The organism is Amycolatopsis sp. NPDC051128, assembly GCF_040682715.1.
In the GTDB taxonomy this organism is placed as follows: domain Bacteria; phylum Actinomycetota; class Actinomycetes; order Mycobacteriales; family Pseudonocardiaceae; genus Amycolatopsis.
In genome coordinates this window covers 108084-124150 of record NZ_JBFBBN010000009.1, presented here as the reverse complement: position 1 = coordinate 124150, position 16067 = coordinate 108084, and the positions used below count along the sequence as shown (strand labels likewise).

16 protein-coding genes and 4 pseudogenes are annotated in these 16067 nt (G+C 70.3%); 9 read left to right on the top strand and 11 right to left on the bottom strand.

The features are described from left to right. Genes AB0M82_RS12940 through AB0M82_RS12930 form a run of 3 tightly spaced genes read right to left on the bottom strand, consistent with a single transcriptional unit; the run spans nt 1 to nt 1105 of the window. Complete coding sequence (locus AB0M82_RS12940; RefSeq protein ID WP_364720771.1) at nt 1–357, bottom strand: hypothetical protein; 357 nt, start codon at nt 355–357, stop codon at nt 1–3. Next, nucleotides 354–665 carry a hypothetical protein gene (locus tag AB0M82_RS12935; RefSeq protein ID WP_364720768.1) on the bottom strand — a complete coding sequence of 104 codons (312 nt, stop codon included), beginning with the start codon at nt 663–665 and terminating at the stop codon, nt 354–356. Before AB0M82_RS12935 ends, AB0M82_RS12940 begins: the two co-directional genes overlap by 4 nt. Continuing rightward, entirely contained in the window at nt 662–1105 is a 444-nt protein-coding gene (locus tag AB0M82_RS12930; RefSeq protein ID WP_364720765.1) for a YbaB/EbfC family nucleoid-associated protein, read from the bottom strand. Before AB0M82_RS12930 ends, AB0M82_RS12935 begins: the two co-directional genes overlap by 4 nt. Before the next feature lie 271 nt (nt 1106–1376). Here AB0M82_RS12930 and thrS point away from each other — a divergent pair, with 271 nt between their 5' ends. Then, a complete protein-coding gene (gene thrS / locus AB0M82_RS12925; protein WP_364721005.1) occupies nt 1377–2630 on the top strand; it encodes a threonine--tRNA ligase in 1254 nt (417 codons plus the stop codon). Here thrS and AB0M82_RS12920 read toward each other — a convergent pair. The 4 genes and pseudogenes from AB0M82_RS12920 to AB0M82_RS12905 all read right to left on the bottom strand — a co-directional run. Next, nucleotides 2560–3402 carry a MerR family transcriptional regulator gene (locus AB0M82_RS12920; RefSeq protein WP_364720762.1) on the bottom strand — a complete coding sequence of 281 codons (843 nt, stop codon included), beginning with the start codon at nt 3400–3402 and terminating at the stop codon, nt 2560–2562. The two genes, thrS and AB0M82_RS12920, sit on opposite strands and share 71 nt — an antisense overlap. Nucleotides 3403–3496: 94 nt before the next feature. After that, on the bottom strand, nt 3497–4336 hold the full coding sequence (locus AB0M82_RS12915) for a Scr1 family TA system antitoxin-like transcriptional regulator (protein WP_364720759.1): 840 nt from the start codon (nt 4334–4336) through the stop codon (nt 3497–3499). Between the two features lie 141 nt (nt 4337–4477). Then, a pseudogene (locus AB0M82_RS12910) lies at nt 4478–4624 on the bottom strand (ABC transporter permease); the annotation flags it as partial. A 172-nt stretch (nt 4625–4796) separates the two neighbouring features. Beyond that, nucleotides 4797–4931, bottom strand: a pseudogene (locus AB0M82_RS12905) (TOBE domain-containing protein); the annotation flags it as partial. On the opposite strand from AB0M82_RS12905, the gene AB0M82_RS12900 reads away from it, so the two are divergent. Further along, nucleotides 4870–5058 carry a hypothetical protein gene (locus tag AB0M82_RS12900; RefSeq protein ID WP_364720756.1) on the top strand — a complete coding sequence of 63 codons (189 nt, stop codon included), beginning with the start codon at nt 4870–4872 and terminating at the stop codon, nt 5056–5058. The pseudogene AB0M82_RS12905 and the gene AB0M82_RS12900 overlap by 62 nt on opposite strands. Here the strand turns inward: AB0M82_RS12900 and AB0M82_RS12895 are convergent. Then, nucleotides 5051–5296 (bottom strand): annotated as a pseudogene (locus AB0M82_RS12895) (spermidine/putrescine ABC transporter ATP-binding protein); the annotation flags it as partial. The gene AB0M82_RS12900 and the pseudogene AB0M82_RS12895 sit on opposite strands and share 8 nt — an antisense overlap. Before the next feature lie 174 nt (nt 5297–5470). On the opposite strand from AB0M82_RS12895, the gene AB0M82_RS12890 reads away from it, so the two are divergent. The 5 genes from AB0M82_RS12890 (at nt 5471) to AB0M82_RS12870 (ending at nt 8943) form a co-directional block, all read left to right on the top strand. Continuing rightward, nucleotides 5471–6175 (top strand): GntR family transcriptional regulator, encoded by a 705-nt coding sequence (locus AB0M82_RS12890; protein WP_364721002.1) that lies wholly within the window; start codon nt 5471–5473, stop codon nt 6173–6175. Then, the gene (locus tag AB0M82_RS12885; RefSeq protein WP_364720753.1) at nt 6172–7077 is read left to right on the top strand and encodes a dihydrodipicolinate synthase family protein; all 906 of its coding nucleotides are present in this window, start codon (nt 6172–6174) and stop codon (nt 7075–7077) included. The genes AB0M82_RS12890 and AB0M82_RS12885 overlap by 4 nt, the downstream gene beginning before the upstream one ends. A gap of 470 nt (nt 7078–7547) precedes the next feature. Further along, a complete protein-coding gene (locus tag AB0M82_RS12880) occupies nt 7548–8585 on the top strand; it encodes an acyl-CoA desaturase (RefSeq protein ID WP_364720750.1) in 1038 nt (345 codons plus the stop codon). Further along, entirely contained in the window at nt 8582–8788 is a 207-nt protein-coding gene (locus AB0M82_RS12875) for an RGCVC family protein (protein ID WP_364720747.1), read from the top strand. Before AB0M82_RS12880 ends, AB0M82_RS12875 begins: the two co-directional genes overlap by 4 nt. Beyond that, nucleotides 8785–8943 carry a DUF6307 family protein gene (locus AB0M82_RS12870; protein ID WP_364720746.1) on the top strand — a complete coding sequence of 53 codons (159 nt, stop codon included), beginning with the start codon at nt 8785–8787 and terminating at the stop codon, nt 8941–8943. The genes AB0M82_RS12875 and AB0M82_RS12870 overlap by 4 nt, the downstream gene beginning before the upstream one ends. Nucleotides 8944–9093: 150 nt before the next feature. Here the strand turns inward: AB0M82_RS12870 and AB0M82_RS12865 are convergent, their stop codons facing one another. Then, nucleotides 9094–9714 carry a TetR/AcrR family transcriptional regulator C-terminal domain-containing protein gene (locus AB0M82_RS12865; protein ID WP_364720744.1) on the bottom strand — a complete coding sequence of 207 codons (621 nt, stop codon included), beginning with the start codon at nt 9712–9714 and terminating at the stop codon, nt 9094–9096. Nucleotides 9715–9778: 64 nt separating this feature from the next. On the opposite strand from AB0M82_RS12865, the gene AB0M82_RS12860 reads away from it, so the two are divergent. Then, a complete protein-coding gene (locus tag AB0M82_RS12860; protein WP_364720742.1) occupies nt 9779–11209 on the top strand; it encodes an FAD-dependent monooxygenase in 1431 nt (476 codons plus the stop codon). A gap of 146 nt (nt 11210–11355) precedes the next feature. After that, nucleotides 11356–11832 carry an Lrp/AsnC family transcriptional regulator gene (locus AB0M82_RS12855; RefSeq protein WP_364720739.1) on the top strand — a complete coding sequence of 159 codons (477 nt, stop codon included), beginning with the start codon at nt 11356–11358 and terminating at the stop codon, nt 11830–11832. 46 nt (nt 11833–11878) lie between these two features. Here AB0M82_RS12855 and helR read toward each other — a convergent pair whose 3' ends face one another. Together helR and AB0M82_RS12845 are read right to left on the bottom strand one after the other, a co-directional pair. Next, on the bottom strand, nt 11879–14083 hold the full coding sequence (helR, locus tag AB0M82_RS12850) for an RNA polymerase recycling motor ATPase HelR (protein ID WP_364720737.1): 2205 nt from the start codon (nt 14081–14083) through the stop codon (nt 11879–11881). Between the two features lie 101 nt (nt 14084–14184). Continuing rightward, nucleotides 14185–15995, bottom strand: a pseudogene (locus AB0M82_RS12845) (LamG-like jellyroll fold domain-containing protein). Nucleotides 15996–16067: the final 72 nt, after the last annotated feature.

The window sequence follows — 16067 nt, the reverse complement described above, 5'->3', positions numbered from 1 at the left end:
TCAGCCGAGACCTTCTTCCTTCGCACGCAGCCGCCGGTAGTCCTCTTCGTCCTGGGTCTCGTAGTAGTCGGCCGCCTTGTCCAGCGCTTCGGCCAACGTGGCCAACCGTTCGGCGCCGCGTTCGCTCTTTTGGCGCATGCTTTCGATCACCGAGTTGAACACCTGCACGATGCCCGACCTCACACCGAGCATGCCGACGTCCTCGTCGTGGAGGGTCATCGGCGCGAGGTCCCCCACCGCGAACTTGGTGACCTTCTCACGTGCCGCGAAGACCTCGTTCGTCGCCGCTCGGAGGCTTTGCGGGTAAACCTCGAAGCCCGAGTCACCGCCAATCGGGTCGAACCCACCGCTGCTCATCGACTCCCCACCTCCCGCGCGGCCGCGTCGATCATGGTCTTGCGTCGAGCCGACGCCGCCGATTCCGCGTCGGTGATCGCGCGCAGGACATGAGCCGCCAGGCTGGCGCCCGTCTGCCCAGCGACCGCGTCGCGCGTGAGATCGACGGAGACCAGGCCGCCCGAACCGTCCACCGTCACGGTGCCCAGGCCCGCGCCGACGTTCTGGACCAGCGGCAGGCTGTCCCCGGTCTTCGCCGCCTGCTCCACGGCGGCGACCCGCGCGTCGATTTCCTTCGCGAGGTTGTAGAGCTTCTCTTCGCTGTTCACCAGCGATCACCCCCGGACTGCGGCTCTTCGTCCGTCAGGAAGTCGAACTCCTCGAAGCTCTCGTCGTCGTCCGCCTCGACCGGGCGGCGGGTGGGTCCCGGCGCGGCTGGTTGGTGCCGCGGCACTGGTTCGGCGGCCGGAGGAGACGGAGGCGGCGGTTGCTTGCCGAACAACGCGTTCAACTGGGGCAGTGACGACGCGCGTGCGGCGTTCCGCGCGTTCCGGACCGCCTCGGCGATGCCGAGCCCCAGCTTCTGCGCGTGCGGCCCGGCCAACGCTCGATCGTCGATCCGCAGGTCAAGCAGTTTGCCTTGGCCGGTCACGACCGCGGTGACCAGTTGGTCCGCTGATTTCGCGGTGTGCCGGGCGGCCGCGAGCCGCGCGTCCAGTTCACCCGCCTGCTGCTGCAGAAGCCTCAAATCCCGGTGCGGTGCGGTCATGACCGCATCACGACGTCCAGCATCCCCACTCCCCTACTCCAGGTCCCATCGCCATGACGGAACGTGCCCGGGCTGCACCTTACTGCGGCCCACCGACAAAGCAACCGCCCCCGGAAAAGAACTGGCCGGGATCACACTTCCTGCTACCGTCGATTCCATGAAGCGCGCTGCGAACACGACGACGCCGGAAAGTGTCCCGGCGCGCTGAGCCATTCTCACGAAAGCCCGGGGCGGTCGCCCCGGGCTTCGTCTTGTGGTCGATCGCCTCGCCATCCCCGAGGAGTCCACAATGCACGATCACCGCAAGCTCGGCCGCGAGCTCGGCCTGTTCGACACCGACCCGCTGATCGGCGCGGGCCTGCCCTATTGGCTGCCCGACGGCGCGATCGTCCGGCACAGCCTGGAGGAGTACGTCCGCGGCCTCGAACGCCGGGCGGGGTACCGGCACGTCCATTCGCCGGTGCTCGGCAAACGCGAGCTGTACGAGATTTCCGGGCACTGGTCGCACTACCGCGACGACATGTACCCGCCCATGAACGTCGGCGGCGAACAGCTCGTGCTGCGGCCGAGCCTGTGCCCGCACCACGCGCTGATCTACCGTTCGCGCGGCCACAGCTATCGCGAACTGCCGCTACGGATCGCCGAGCTCGGCGGGATGTACCGGGCCGAGCTGTCGGGCGTGCTCGGCGGGCTGAGCCGGGTGCGCGCGATCCAGCTCAACGACGCGCACATCTTCTGCACCCCCGGCCAGATCGAAGCCGAGGCGGCCGCCGCGCTTTCCCTGATCCGGCAGGCCTATGACGCGCTCGGCATCAGCGTGGCGCGTTACCGGCTTTCCCTGCCCGGTGCCGGTGGGAAGTACGTGGCCGGGGACTGGGACCGCGCCGCCGGCATCCTGCGTTCGGTCCTCGACGACAGCGGACTCGACTACGACGCGGCCGAGGGCGAAGCGGCCTTCTACGGACCGAAGATCGACGTCCAGATCACCGACAGCGCGGGCCGCGAATCGAGCCTGTCCACCGTCCAGGTCGATTTCCACCAGCCCGAACAGTTCGGCCTCGAATACGTCGGGCCGGACGCGGCGAAACATCGGCCGGTCATGGTGCACCGCAGCATCATCGGCAGTGTCGAACGCGCGATGGCCCAGCTGATCGAGGTCCACGGCGGCGCGTTCCCGGGCTGGCTCGCGCCGGTGCAGCTGCGGCTGCTGCCGGTGTCCGAGGCGGAATTGCCTTACGCGCAGGGCATCCTGGACCGGTGCGGAGACCTGCGGGCGGAGATCGCTTCGCAGGGCAGCCTCGGCGCGCGGATCCGCGAGGGACGGCTGGTGCCGTACCAAGCCGTGATCGGCCCGCAGGAGGCTGCCGCAGAACAGCTTTCCCTGCGGCTGCGCGACGGACGCCGTCTCGACGCCGAGCCCGCGGACGAAGCCTTGGCGCGGATCCAGGCGGCGGTCAGGGTGCCGTGGCCGCGGTCAGCCAGTCGAGCGCCGGTGTCAGGCTTTCCGGAGCCGCCCAGCCGTTGATCACGGCGAGCAGTTCCAGGTAGCGCTCACGGCGTGGGTCGTTGACGGTCCCGAGCCATTCCCGCAGTTCGGCGGGGTGACGACCGAGGCCGTCGACGATCGCCGCGGCCTGCGCGGAGTCCGGCGCGATTCCGGCTTCGAGGGCCGGCGTGACGGCGTCGCGCACCTCGGCGGCCAAGTCACGGCGCAAGCCGCCTTCGAGCTGCTCCGCGAGGCGACGCAGGCTAGCTCGGAATTCGGCGTCCTGCGTCAGCTCGGCCAGTTCGATCCAGGCGTCGAGCTGTTCGGGGCTGGGGTTCTCGGGCAGCTCCGGGGTCAGTGTGCGGGCAAGCCCGGCGAGGTCCGCGCGGTCACCCAACGCGTCGGCGAGGAAGTCATCGACCAGGCGACGGCGTTCCACTTCGGACAGTCGGGCCAGCTTGTGCATGAGACTCGTCTCCTCGGGGTTCGAACCGCGCCGGGCCACCGCCGTCAGCACCGCGCGACGCAACCGCAGCACGCGGATCTCCAGTTCCAGCATCTGGGCGTGCCTCGCCGCGACGTCGGCGACGGTGGTTTCGCCGTCGACGATCCGCCGGATCGTGGCGAGGTCGACGCCCAGGTCGCGGAGGGTGCGGATGAGGTCCAGCCGGGCGAACGCGGCGTCGTCGTACCGGCGGTGACCTGCGGTGTTGCGCCCCGACGGCGGCACGAGACCGCGGTCGGAGTAGAACCGGACGGCCTTGATCGTCAGCCCGGTGCGGCGGGCCAGCTCGCCGATCGAATACCGCATGCCGGACAGCCTGACAGCTCCCCTTGGGGGAGCAGCAAGCCTGGTTTCACCAGATCGTGTCGATCACATGTTCGATGATTCGCGGTAATGTCGATCACGTGCCGGCGAGGAAGGCACGCCAAGCAGAGGGGGTAAGGGAGAGATGACCGGAAGTGGGCGCCTTGGAGTCGCGGACCGCTACGGACGAGGCCAGCCGGGCAACTTCGACGCAGTTGTTGCCACTGGCGTTGCTGTATCTGCTCTTCCGCCAGGTCAGCCCGGTTCGCTCGGGGATGGGCATCAGGGTGTGACCTCCGCTCGATCGTGGGCGGCTGCCCAAGTCGGCAACCCATGCGCGCGATTCTCCCTCATTCAGGGCCACCGCATCGAGCTTGGAAAGGAACTCGCGGTGATTCGCCACATCAGCAGGACCGTCCATGAACGTGCCGACGGTCAGCCCTTCCGTGTAGACCAGCGGCGGAAAGCGCTCGTACTTCGGAGGCCAAGCGCGATGCAGCAATCCCTGCCGGGCCAAGCGGGCCTGAACCCGCATCTCGAGGCTCTCGGGCTTCAGCATCCCGCCCCAGCGAAGCAAAGCCCGCACATAGCCCTCGGACTGCAGCAACCCGGGCACGACCAGCGGTTCGAACTCGATGATCTCGGCGGCGATGCTCTCCTGGACGATGAGCGAGCGCAGCTCGTCCGGCAGTTCCGGGCCGTGCGGGCGGACCAGGTACCTCGTGTCCGACTCGGCGGCCAACGCCACCAGCCGGTCGTACTCGGCCCGCCGATGGGGCCCGCACGCCGCCAGGTAGGCCGAGACGTCCGCCGGCGACGGGGGCCGCCCGCCCGTCTCCATCTGGGACACGTGCGGCGCCGACCAGCCCAGCTTCCGGCTCACCGCCCGCAGGCTCATCCCCGCCGCTTCGCGGTGCTCGATGAGCTCCGCACCCATTTCGCGCGCCCGGTACCGTGTACGGCTGCGCCGCCCGCTTGATGCCCATGGGAATCAAGCTAGAAGCTCACCGCGATCCCGCGCAGCCACGACACCTTCCTTTCACCGCAAAGGACTCAGCCGTCGGCAACCCGGAACACGTCAGGTTTCTTCGCGAATCCTCGTGACCAGCTGGGTCGGGTTCACGAACCGCATCGCGGCAATAAGGAGGACGAGCATGGAAGCCGTGTAGATGGTCGCCATGGCGTCGACCGACTGGTTCGCGCGGATGCCCGCCGCGAACACCGCGAAGACGCCGCCTCGGCGCAGGGCGAACGACAACTGGAGGCCGTAGAGGAAGGGGTGCCGCAACGCCGGGCGGGCGCTCGCGACGGCGGTCATGGCGCGAACACCAGGACCCGCTCGGCGGGACGCCGATCTTCACGGTGTCGCCGGGGGTGAGGCGCTTGTCCGTCCGGAAGTAGACGGGCAGCCCGCTCGCCAGCCGGGTCGAGACCGACAGCTCGCGGCCGTGGTACTCGACGATCTCGACCGTGACGTCGAGGGCGTTCTCCGTGCCGTCGCCGACGACGAAGTCCTCGGGGCGGATCGCCACCCTCGCCGGGCCCTCGGTGAGCGAGCCGCGGTTCGCGCCGGTCAGCCGGACGCCGGCGCCCTCGACGGTGGCCGAGGTGCCCGCGGTGCCGGTGACCGTCAGGTCGAGGAGGTTGCGGAGCCCATGAAGGACGCGACGTAGCCGTTCACCGGCTGGGCGTAGACCTCCTCGGGCGTGCCGACCTGCTGGACCTCGCCCTCGCGCAGCACCACCAGGCGGTCGGCCGGCGACAGGGCCTTCTCCTGATCGTGGGTGACGTACACCGTGGTCAGCCCGAGCGTCTGGTGGAGACGGCGGATCTCCATCCGCATCTCGAGCCGGAGCTTGGCGTCCAAATTGGACAGCGGCTCGTCCATCAGGTCGACCGGCGGCTCCAGGCGCGGCCGACCTTGCGCATCTGGAGGCCGCGTCGATGCGGGCGTCGTCGAGCCGGATGCTGCCGCCGGCCAGCGGCAGCAGGCCGGCCAGGCAGTTCAGCGGCTGCTCCCTCGGTTCGTGATAATGTTGATGTCGCATCGTATATCAGATCGGACATGCCAGTGGCGAGCACGTCTTCGGCCAGGAGGCCGCCGCCGCCCGTCTCGCGCACGGATTTCGTCCGCCACGCGATCAAGGAAGCGATCTTGAGCGGGGAGTTCGCGCCGGGCGCGACGCTCGTCGAAGCCGAGGTCGGGGCGATGCTCGGGGTGTCGAAGACGCCGGTGCGGGAGGCGCTGCGGATCCTCGCCGGTTCCGGTTTGGTCACGATGAGCACGTACAAGGGGGCGGCAGTCCGCGTCATGGACGCCGAGAACGCGTACGCGGTGTACGACCTGCGCGCGCTGCTCGAACCCGAGGCCGTCCGGCGCGCGGTCGAGCGGGGCGCGAACTTCAGCGAGGCGCGGCAGGTGCTGGCCGACGTCGAGACCGGCACGGCGGCCACCGACCGCGCCCGGGCCAGCCTGACCAACCGGCTGTTCCACCGCGCGCTCTACGCCGGGTGCGGCAACCCGTTGCTGGTCGAGGTCCTGGACGGCCTGCGGGACCAGGCGGCGCTGATCACCGTCACCGGCTGGGGCATCAGCCCGACCTGGCAGGGCGAAGCGGGCGAACACCGGGCGATCCTGAACGCGGCCGAAAGCGGGAACGCCCGGCAGACCGAACACCTGCTGCGCAAGCACATCACCGATTTCATCGACCGGGTCGCCTTCGGGCTCCCGGGCGAACGCACCACCGAGACCGGCGATCCAGAGGGAGCCCGATGACGTTCGAGCAGGAGAAGCGGCGGCTTTCCGGAGTGGTGGCCATTCCGGTCACGCCGTTCGACGCCGAGGGCGCCGTCGACAGCCAGACGTACGCGAAGCTCGTGGACCGGCTGGTCACGAGTGGCATCGAGGTCGTGACGCCGAACGGCAACACCGGAGAGTTCTACGCGCTCGACGCGCGGGAAGCCCGGCAGTGCCTGAAGGTCACCGTCGAGGCCGTGGCCGGCCGGGCGAGCGTGCTGGCCGGGATCGGCCACGACGTCGCGTCGGCGACGCGGGCCGCCGAGTACGCGCGGGACGCGGGCGCCGACATGATCATGATCCACCAGCCGGTGCACCCGTACATCTCCGGTGACGGCTGGGTCGACTACCACGCCGCGATCGCCGCCGCGGTGCCGGAACTCGGCGTCGTGCTCTACGTCCGCAACCCGGCGATCGCCGGTGAGCAGCTGCACGCCCTGGGTGCGGCGGCGCCGAACGTCATCGGCGTGAAGTACGCGGTACCGGACCCGGTGCGGTTCGGCTCGGTCGCCCGGGACGCCGGCTTCGATCGGTTCGTGTGGATCGCCGGGCTGGCGGAGCTTTCGGCACCCGGCTACTTCGCCGTCGGCGCCACGGGCTTCACGTCCGGGCTGGTGAACGTCGACCCGGCGATCTCGCTGGAGATGTTCCGCGCACTGTCCACAGGGGACTATCCGGCGGCGATGACGGTCTGGGAGCGGATCCGGCCATTCGAAGAACTTCGGGCCGCGAACGGGAACGCCAACAACGTCAGCGTCGTCAAGGACGCGCTCGGTCAGCTCGGCCTGTGCCGCCCCGACGTCCGGCCGCCGAGCCGGCTGCTGACGGCCGCCGAACGGGAGCGCCTCTTCGGGCTGCTCTCGTCGTGGGGGTTGTCCTGACGGCGATCCATCGGCGGGCTGCGGCACGGTGATACCGGACCGCAACTCGCCAACGGATCGTCCGATAACAGAAACCTGATCGGACGGCCACTTGGCACAGCCCTGATGGGCGCCCCGGGCTGTCACTCTGCGTGACTGCGGGCGGCTGCTCGCCGGCTACTCGGCCGACCTGGCTGTGGTTCGAAATGGGCGCTCGGACTGGACTCCTGTCCGGTCGGGGGTTAACCCGGCCCGTCGGTGGCGGGGCTGGACCGGCTTCGGACCGGTCATCCCTGCGTTGCCGACTGTACACCCTTTCGCCCCCTCTCCGGGGAATTGCCAATCCGGCGACGGGGTGGGAGGCTTGAGCAAGGACGCGGTACCCACCGTGACCAGGCTCCAGTGCCCTTTCCCGAACCGGACCCAGACCCCGTCAGGGCTGGAAACCGTTGCTGGACAAGCCTTTACGACTTACCCAGAGCGGTGCGTTGATGTCTTCCACGCAAATTCCGGACACTCCCACGATGCCCGGCAGTGATTTCGCCGAGCTGTCGCGGCTGGTCAAGGCCGCCGGCCTGATGCAGCGGCGCCGGCGGTACTACGCCGCCCGGATCGGGCTCAACCTCGTCGCCTTCGGCGGCGGTTGGGTCGCCTTCGTCTTCCTCGGCGACTCCTGGTGGCAACTGTTCCTCGCCGCGTTCTTCGCGATGGTGTTCGCGCAGCTGTCGTTCATCGGGCACGACGCCGGACACAAGCAGATCTTCCAAAGCCGCAAGGCCAACGACGCGACCGGACTCGTCCACGGTGGGCTGACGGGGCTGAGCTACGGCTGGTGGATCGGCACGCACGCGCGCCACCACGCCAACCCCAACAACGAGGACGAGGACCCGGACGTCGACATCTCCGCGCTCGCGTTCAGCAAGGCGCAGAGCTCGCGCAAACGCGGATTCCTGCGCTGGGTGGCGAAGTACCAGGCGTTCCTGTTCTTCCCGCTGCTGCTGCTCGAAGGCCTCAACCTGCACGTGTCGAGCGTGAAGGCCGTGTGGCGCAAGGACGTCCGCCAGCACAAGCTGGAGTCCGCGCTGCTGATCGCGCACCTCGTCGCCTACCTCGCCGCGGTGTTCATCGTGCTTTCGCCGCTGACCGGGATCATCTTCGTCCTGGTGCACCAGTTCCTGTGGGGCCTCTACATGGGCTGCTCGTTCGCGCCCAACCACAAGGGCATGGAGATGCTGTCGGCCGGGCACAAACTGGACTTCCTGCGCAAGCAGGTGCTGACCTCGCGCAACGTCCGCGGCGGCCCGGTGGTCGACTTCGCCCTCGGCGGGCTGAACTATCAGATCGAGCACCACCTGTTCCCGAGCATGGCGCGGCCGAACCTCAAGCACGCGCAGGTGATCGTCCGGGACTTCTGCGCCCGGCACGACATCTCCTACGCCCAGTGCGGCTGGGCCCGCTCGTACGGCTATGTGCTGCAACACCTCCACTCGGCCAGCGCACCCCTGCGAGCGTCGAAGGTGACGACATGACAGCCCCGGTTCCCGACGCACCCGACGTTCCCCGCTCCGACACGGAGTGCCCGAGCTGCGCCCACCCGCTCGGCATGCACGACGCCATCGCGCGCCGTTACTGCGCCGCGACGACGGCCGGCCAGGCAGCCGACCGCGGCTGCGTGTGCGGCACCGTGCAGGACCACATCAAGCCTCCCGAAAAGCAAAGGACATACCGATGACCAGTGCCACCGAACCCACCACCCGCTACCGAATGCGCGTCGACCGCGTGAAGCACATCGTCATGGAGCACACCAAGCTCAACGACGCCAAGGCGCTCGCGCTGGCCGTGCACATGGTGCACGAGCTCGACACCGTCCCGGAACGCATGCGCTGAGATTCAGGCGCCCTTCGGGCGGGCCGTGGCCACGGCCCGGCCGAGGTGTGACCGAGGCCTTGGCTGCGAAGCCGCCGATCACCTCGAGCTGCACCGGCGCGTACCACCACTCGCCGGCGTCGAACCACCACCAGACCGGCGGGCCGCCGCTCATCGGCGTGTTTTTGGGCTGACGGCTTCGAGTCCGGCGAGCAGCACGCCGAGCGCGTACCGGAAGTCGTCCTCGACGGTCGAGCCGGCCCGTTCGCGCAGGCCACGGGCCATCAGCGGGAAGGGGAACGACTCCGCGTCGATCGCCGCGGCCTCTTCGCCCGGCGACGGCCGCGTCTGGTCCTCGACGGCCCGGCCGAGCACGAAGTGCACCAGCACCCCGGCCGCGCGGGTGGCCTCGCCGAGCGGGAAGCCCGCGTCGTGCAGCACCCCGACCGCGCGCTCCGCGAACTCGCCGAGCGCGCGGGCCGTGACGAGGTTCGCGCCCAGCGCGACGCGGGCGCCGTCGCGGTGCGCGAGCAACGCCGTGTGCAGCGCGAACGCGGCGTCGTCGAGCCACTTCAGCCACGGCCCGCCGTCGGGCAGCCCGGCGACCACCGGCGCCACGATCGCGTCCGTCAGGTGGTCGAGCAGGGCGCGCTTGCCGCGGAAGTGCCAGTACAACGCGGGTGCCTTGACGCCGAGCTCGGTGGCCAGGCGCCGCACGGTCAGCTTGTCCAGGCCCTCGTCTTCCAGCAGGTTCAGCGCGACGCGCACGGCGTCGGCGACTTCCAGTGGCATGCTGCTCCTTGACGCTTTAACTAGTTAAGGACATCCTAGCTCCTTAACTAGTTAAGGAGCTCTCATGGATGCCGATGTGATCGTCGTGGGCGCGGGCCCGGTGGGCCTGTTCCTCGCGGCGGAACTCGAGCTGGCCGGCGCCGAACCACTCGTCCTGGAACGGCTCCTGGCGCCGTCGAAGGAGACGAAAGCGCGTGGTTTGGGGGCGCTCGCGACCGAAGCACTCCGGCGACGCGGTCTCGGCGACCAACTCGCCGAAGCCGACGTCGAAGGCACGAAAGACCTCGCCCGTGACCACGGCAGCACTCGCGGGCACTTCGCGAACATCTTCAAGATCGTCCCGGACCCCGAACGGCCCCGGACGAACATCTGGCAGCCCGAGCTGGAACGGGTCCTCGCGAAGCACGCCGCGGGCGTCCGGGTGCTGCGCGGCCACGAGGTCGTCGCTGTCGAGTCCGATGTGGACGGTGTCACGGTCACGGCGGGGCAGCGCGAATGGCGCGCGAAGTACGTCGTCGGCTGCGACGGCGGCCGCAGCGCGGTCCGCAAGCTCGCCGGGTTCGGCTTCCCCGGCACTCCGGCGCTGCTGCGCACGACCGCCGGCCGGGTGCGGTTCGCGGGCGCCGTCCCGCCGAGCGGGCGCTACGCCACCGGCACCTTCATGCACGGCGGCAGCATGACCGGGGTCTCGGAGCTCGTCACCGGCCCCGAACCGGAGGGGCCGGAGGGGCCGGTCACGCCGGCGGAGCTCGCCGAGGTCATCCAGCGCGTGACCGGGACCGAGGTCGTCGTCAGCGAGATCCATGACGCGCGGCGGTTCGGCGACCAGGCCCGCCAGGCGGCCACCTACCGGCTCGGCCGCGTGTTCCTGGCCGGGGACGCCGCGCACGTGCATTCGCCGAGCGGCGGTCAGGGTCTGAACCTCGGGCTGCTGGACGCGGCCAATCTCGGCTGGAAGCTCGGCGCCGTGATCCGTGGCGACAAGCCCGAAGCGTTCCTCGACACGTACACGCGCGAAAGGCATCCGGCGGGCGAAGCGGTGCTACGCAATACCCGTGCTCAATCCGCGTTGCTGGCGCCCGGACCGCATGTCGATGCCCTGCGGGAGATCCTCGGGGAAGTGCTGGACCTGCCCGAGGCGAACCGGTACTTCGCCGACCTGCTGTCCGGGGTCCGCGAGCGCTACGACTTCCCTTACCCCGCACCGGCACCGGTCGGCGAGCACTGCCCCGACCTCGAACTGATTGGCGACGGCCGCGTCTCCCGGCTGCACGAGCACACGCGCACCGGCCGCGGGCTCCTCCTGCGCACACCGGAAACCCGGCACCTCGCGGACCCGCGTGTCGACGTCGTCCCGGTGACGAACACCGGCCCGCTGCTGCTCCGTCCGGACGGCGTGATCGCCTGGGCTGGTGAAGGTCCGCTCGACGTCGCCCTCGGCGCCTGGTTCCAGAGCGGCTCGACGACGTCGCCGCCGCCTCGGAAAGCCTCGTGATTTTGGTCCCCCGCCACCGATTCCTCGGCTGACGGCGATCCTCGCGCCGGATCACGCGAAGCTGGCCCAGGGGGCTCGCTTTCTCCGCTGGTCTCGATACGCTGCGCACTTGACAAATCACATGCCGAAACACAGGGAGGGACGGCATGGGTGACGAAACACGTGCGCGCACGCTGGACAATACGGACAGATCGCTGATCGCCCTGCTCCAGGAGGACGGCCGGGCCTCGTTCACCGCGCTTGCCAAAGCGGTCGGCCTCTCGGAGGGAGCCGTCCGACAGCGCGTGCAGCGGTTGCTGCGCGACGACCTGATGCAGATCGTGGCGGTGACCGACCCGGCCAACGTCGATCTGACGCGGCAGGCGATGGTCGGGATCAGCGTCGACGGCGCGGATCCCCGCGAGGTCGCGGACAAACTCTCCGAACTGCCGAACGTGCACTACGTCGTGTTGTGCGCCGGGCGCTACGACCTGCTCGCCGAGCTCGTCTGCCGAGACGACGACCACATGCTCGAAGTGCTCGGCGAAGAGGTCAGGAAGATCCCGGGCGTGTCCGGGACCGAGCTGTTCGTCTACCTGAAGCTGGCCAAGCAGAACTACTCCTGGGGCCGGCTCACGGCGTAGCGGGCGGGGATGACGGGCCGGCACCCCGCCCGCCATCCCCGCCCGGCTACAGGAACCGCCGGTGCCCGGCCGGTGTGGGCACGCCGGCTTCGGCGAGCCCGGTCAGCGCCGCCGGCAGCGGCTCCCGGTGCACCACCCCGAGGCGCTGCGTGGCGCGGGTGAGCGCGACGTACAGCTCGGCCGCGCCACGCGGGCCCTCGGCCAGGATCCGCGCCGGGTCGACGACGAGGACGGCGTCGAACTCCAGGCCCTTGGTCGCCGACGGCGGGATCGTGCCCGGCACCCCCGCCGGGCCGATCACGACGCTGGTGCCTTCGCGACCGGCTTCGTCGCGGACGAACTCGTCGACGGCGTCCCGCAGCTCGCCTTCGACGATTCGTCTGGACCACGGGCGGACCCCGCACGCGCGCACGGATTCCGGCGGCCGCGCGCCGGGCGCGAACCGTGCCAGCAGGGCGCCGGCGACGGTCATGATCTCCGCCGGGGTCCGGTAGTTCACCGTCAGCTCCCGGTACTGCCAGCGGTCGCCGACGTACGGCGCGAGCATCGGCGCCCAAGCCGTCGCGCCCGCGGCCGAGCGGCGCTGGGCGAGATCGCCGACGATCGTGAACGAGCGGCTCGGGCACCGCCGCATCAGCACCCGCCAGTCCATTTCGGACAGTTCCTGCGCCTCGTCGACGACGACGTGCCCGTACGTCCAGTCGCGGTCGGCGGCCGCGCGCTCGGCGAGGTCACGGGTGTCGCGCTCGGCGAACCGGCCGGCCAGGTCCTCGCCGTGGAGCAGGTTCTCGGCGGCCAGCTGGACGTCCTCGTCCAGCTCCTCGCGGTCCAGTTTCATGAGCTCCAGGACGCCGGAGGCGTACTCGGCCTCCTCTTCCGCCCGCCGGCGCGCGGCGGCGCTTTCGACGGCGTCATCCCGGCCGAGCAGGTCGACGAGCTCGTCGAGCAACGGCACGTCCGACACGGTCCAGGCCGCGCCGTCCGCGCGGAACAACGCCGGATCGGCCCCGGCGGCCTCGAGCCGGCGCGGGGACGCGTACAGCGGTGCCAGCAGCGTCTCCGGTGTCAGGTACGGCCACAGCGTGTCGAGTGCGGCGTCGAACGCTTCGTGCTCCGTGAGCTCGTCGAGGACGTCGGCGCGAAGGTCCGCCCACACCCCGCGATCCTCCGGGGTCAGCCAGCCTTCGCCGGTCTTCGCCACGACCCGCTCGGCGATGAGCGCCATGACGTGCTCGCGGAAGACCGCGCGGGCTTCGTTGTGCGGCAACTCGGATCGGCGCGCCGCGAGGCGGGCCTCGGCCGCGAGGCCGGCGTCAAGCTCCACCGTGACGTCGCTCAGCTCGACCGGCAGCGGTTCGCCGGGCACCTCCTGGCGGTCGGCGACCGCGGCCGCGAGGACGTCCAGGATCTTCAGGGAACCCTTGAACCGCGCCACCTCCGGCCGGTCCTCGGCGGTGAAGCGCAGCCCGGGCACGAGGTCGCCGGTGGTCTGGAAGACGACGTCGGACTCGCCGAGCGACGGCAGCACGCGGCCGATGTGGTCGAGGAACAGCGGGCTCGGCCCGACCACGAGCACGCCGCTGCGGGCCATCCGCTCGCGGCGGGTGTAGAGCAGGTAGGCCACCCGGTGCAGCGCGACGGCCGTCTTGCCGGTGCCGGGTCCGCCTTCGACCACCAGCACCCCGGTGTGGCCGAGCCGGATGATCTCGTCCTGCTCGGCCTGGATCGTCGCGACGATGTCCCGCATGCCCTCGCCGCGTGGCGCGCTGACGGCCGCGAGCAGGGCCGCGTCCCCGCGCTCGTGGTCGCCCGGGCGGCCGAGCACCTCGTCCGTGAAATCGACGATCCGGCGGCCCCTCGTGTGGAACTGGCGACGGCGGCGCATGTTTTCCGGCCTCGCCGCGGTGGCGACGTAGAACGGCCGCGCCGCCGGTGCCCGCCAATCCAGCAGGAACGGTTCGTAGTCGTTTTCCGCGTCGAAGAGCCCGATCCGGCCGATGTAGCGGGTTTCGCCCGAAACGGCGTCCAATCGGCCGAAACAGAGGCCGTTGTCGGCGACGTCCAGCCGGGCCGCCTCCCGCGACCGGCACCGGACGTCGTCCTCCCGTTCCCCTGGCGTCACCTCGGTTTGCCCGAGTGCGCCGTGGTAGCGGGCCTGCGCCACCGCGCGCTCGCGATCGAGCCGCTCGTACAGCGCGGCGACGTAGGCCCGTTCTTCCCGCAATTCCTCGTCGTACCCCTGGTTTGACAAGTTCCCCTCACAGCGGTTAGACTCTTATCAGGTTCGGCGAGTTCTCTTATTGATTCTGGAGAGCACGCCGATTTTTTATTGTCCACCCGCTGTCAAGGGCCTCAGGCCAGCATGAATTCGCGCACGCTCAGCGGCCGGTCCACCACCCGCACGTCACCCAGCAGCCCGGCGAAACTCCGGTCGACCTTCCCCTCGTAGGACGCGGCGCCGACCAGCCACGGGCCGCCGGGGTCGGCGAGCCCGACAGCGGGCGTGGCCGGATTCCGCACCACCGGGCAGCCGTCGACGTACATGATCGTGCGCCCGCCGTCGTTGACCACGGCGACGTGCCACCACTTTTCGACCGGCAGCTCGTGGCCCCAGTTCGTCGAGGTCCGGTCCTGGTTCAGCGGGTACACCGCCCACTGGAGCTCGCCACCGTCCGAAAGGGACAGTGTGGCCGCGGACTCCAGCGGGTCGTCGCCGGTCTTGCCGGCGGCGGCCCCGCTGCCGAGCCTGCCGAACAGCCCGCACCAGCCGTGGTGACCGTCCTTGAAGTTCGCCGGCAGCCGGAAGAACGCTTCGACGGTGTACCCGCGCTCGAACTTCAGCCGGTTCATCGGCGCCGCGTCGACCATGCGCAGGTACGCGCCGCGGCTCGGGTCGCGGCTGCCGTCGAATCGCAGGCTCCCGCGCGACGGCTGCCGCGGCGAGAACTCACTCGCGTACTTCAGCGCGGCCGGACCGCTGCCGGGCGCCGTGACGCGCGTGAGGTCGTTGCCGCGCCCGGACTGGTCGCGCACGACCACGTCGTCCGGCACCGGCTTACCGTCCGCCCCGCCCTCGAAGCGCCAGTACGCGACCGTGCCCGGCACCAGCAGCTGCTTCGCCGGCCGTCCCGGCGGGACCGGCACCGGCGCGAAGCCCTTGAACCGCTCGGCGAAGTCGATCTCCACGCTGAAGTAGTCGGCCGAGCCGCTGCGCTCGACCTCGACGTGCTGCAGCTCGCTCAGGTGGTCCTGCGCGGCGAGCCACGGCGAGAACGTCCGGACGTCGATCACGCCGCGCGCCAGGTCGAACTGGTAGAGCCGGATCATCGCGCTGCCGCCGTAGTAGCGGTCCTGGTAGTTGGCGATGTGGACGTGGACGTCGTGGCCGGCGGCGTTCTTCCGGACGGTGCGCCCGGTCGGCCAGTAGTGGCCGTTGAGGGTGAGGAAGATCTGGTCGTTGCCCTCGACCAGTTCCTTCCAGACGTGCTCGCCGAACGTCGAGAACTGCGCCTGGCCGGCGTCGTCGGCCCAGACCAGCTCGTGGACGGTGAGGATCGCGGGCAGGCCCGGGTGCTGCGCGAGGACCTGCTTCGCCCAGGCCAGGCCGCCCGCCGAGGGCCGCCAGTCCAGGGCGAGCAGCAGCCACTCGCGGCCGCCGCCGCGGAACACGTGGTAGCTGTTGTAGCCGTCCTTCGACGCGCCGCGGAACGTCGGCGAGCTGCGCTGCCGCTGCGGGCCGAACGCGTCCAGGTACGGCGTCCGGCCGCGCTGGTCGTCCGTCGAGCCGTTGACGTCGTGGTTGCCGGCGAGGGTGCTGTAGGGGAACCGGCGGCGGTCGAGCGCCTGAAGGACCGGCTGATCCGGGCGAACTCGTCCACGCGGCCGTTCTGCGTGAGATCACCGAGATGGGCGAGGAAGACAACGTTGCCGGCCTCGTCGAGGACGTAGCGCAGCGAGGCGTCCAGCGGGGCCGCGTCGCCGCGGTCCTCGTCGAACAGGTACTGCGTGTCCGGCATGACCACGAGCGTGAAACGCGGATCTTCGGGGTCCGGGCGGTGGTGGCCCCGGGCTTCGGCGGCCGGCGCGGCGAGGACGTTCGGCAGGCTCGCCGCCGCGGCAGCGCCCGCGCCGAGCAGGAAGGTCCGGCGGGAAGTATCAGTCACGCGCCGGAAGCTACGGGCGCCGCCCGACCGGCCCGGCAACTATCGCCGAACAGCGGATGAACACCCGGGCCG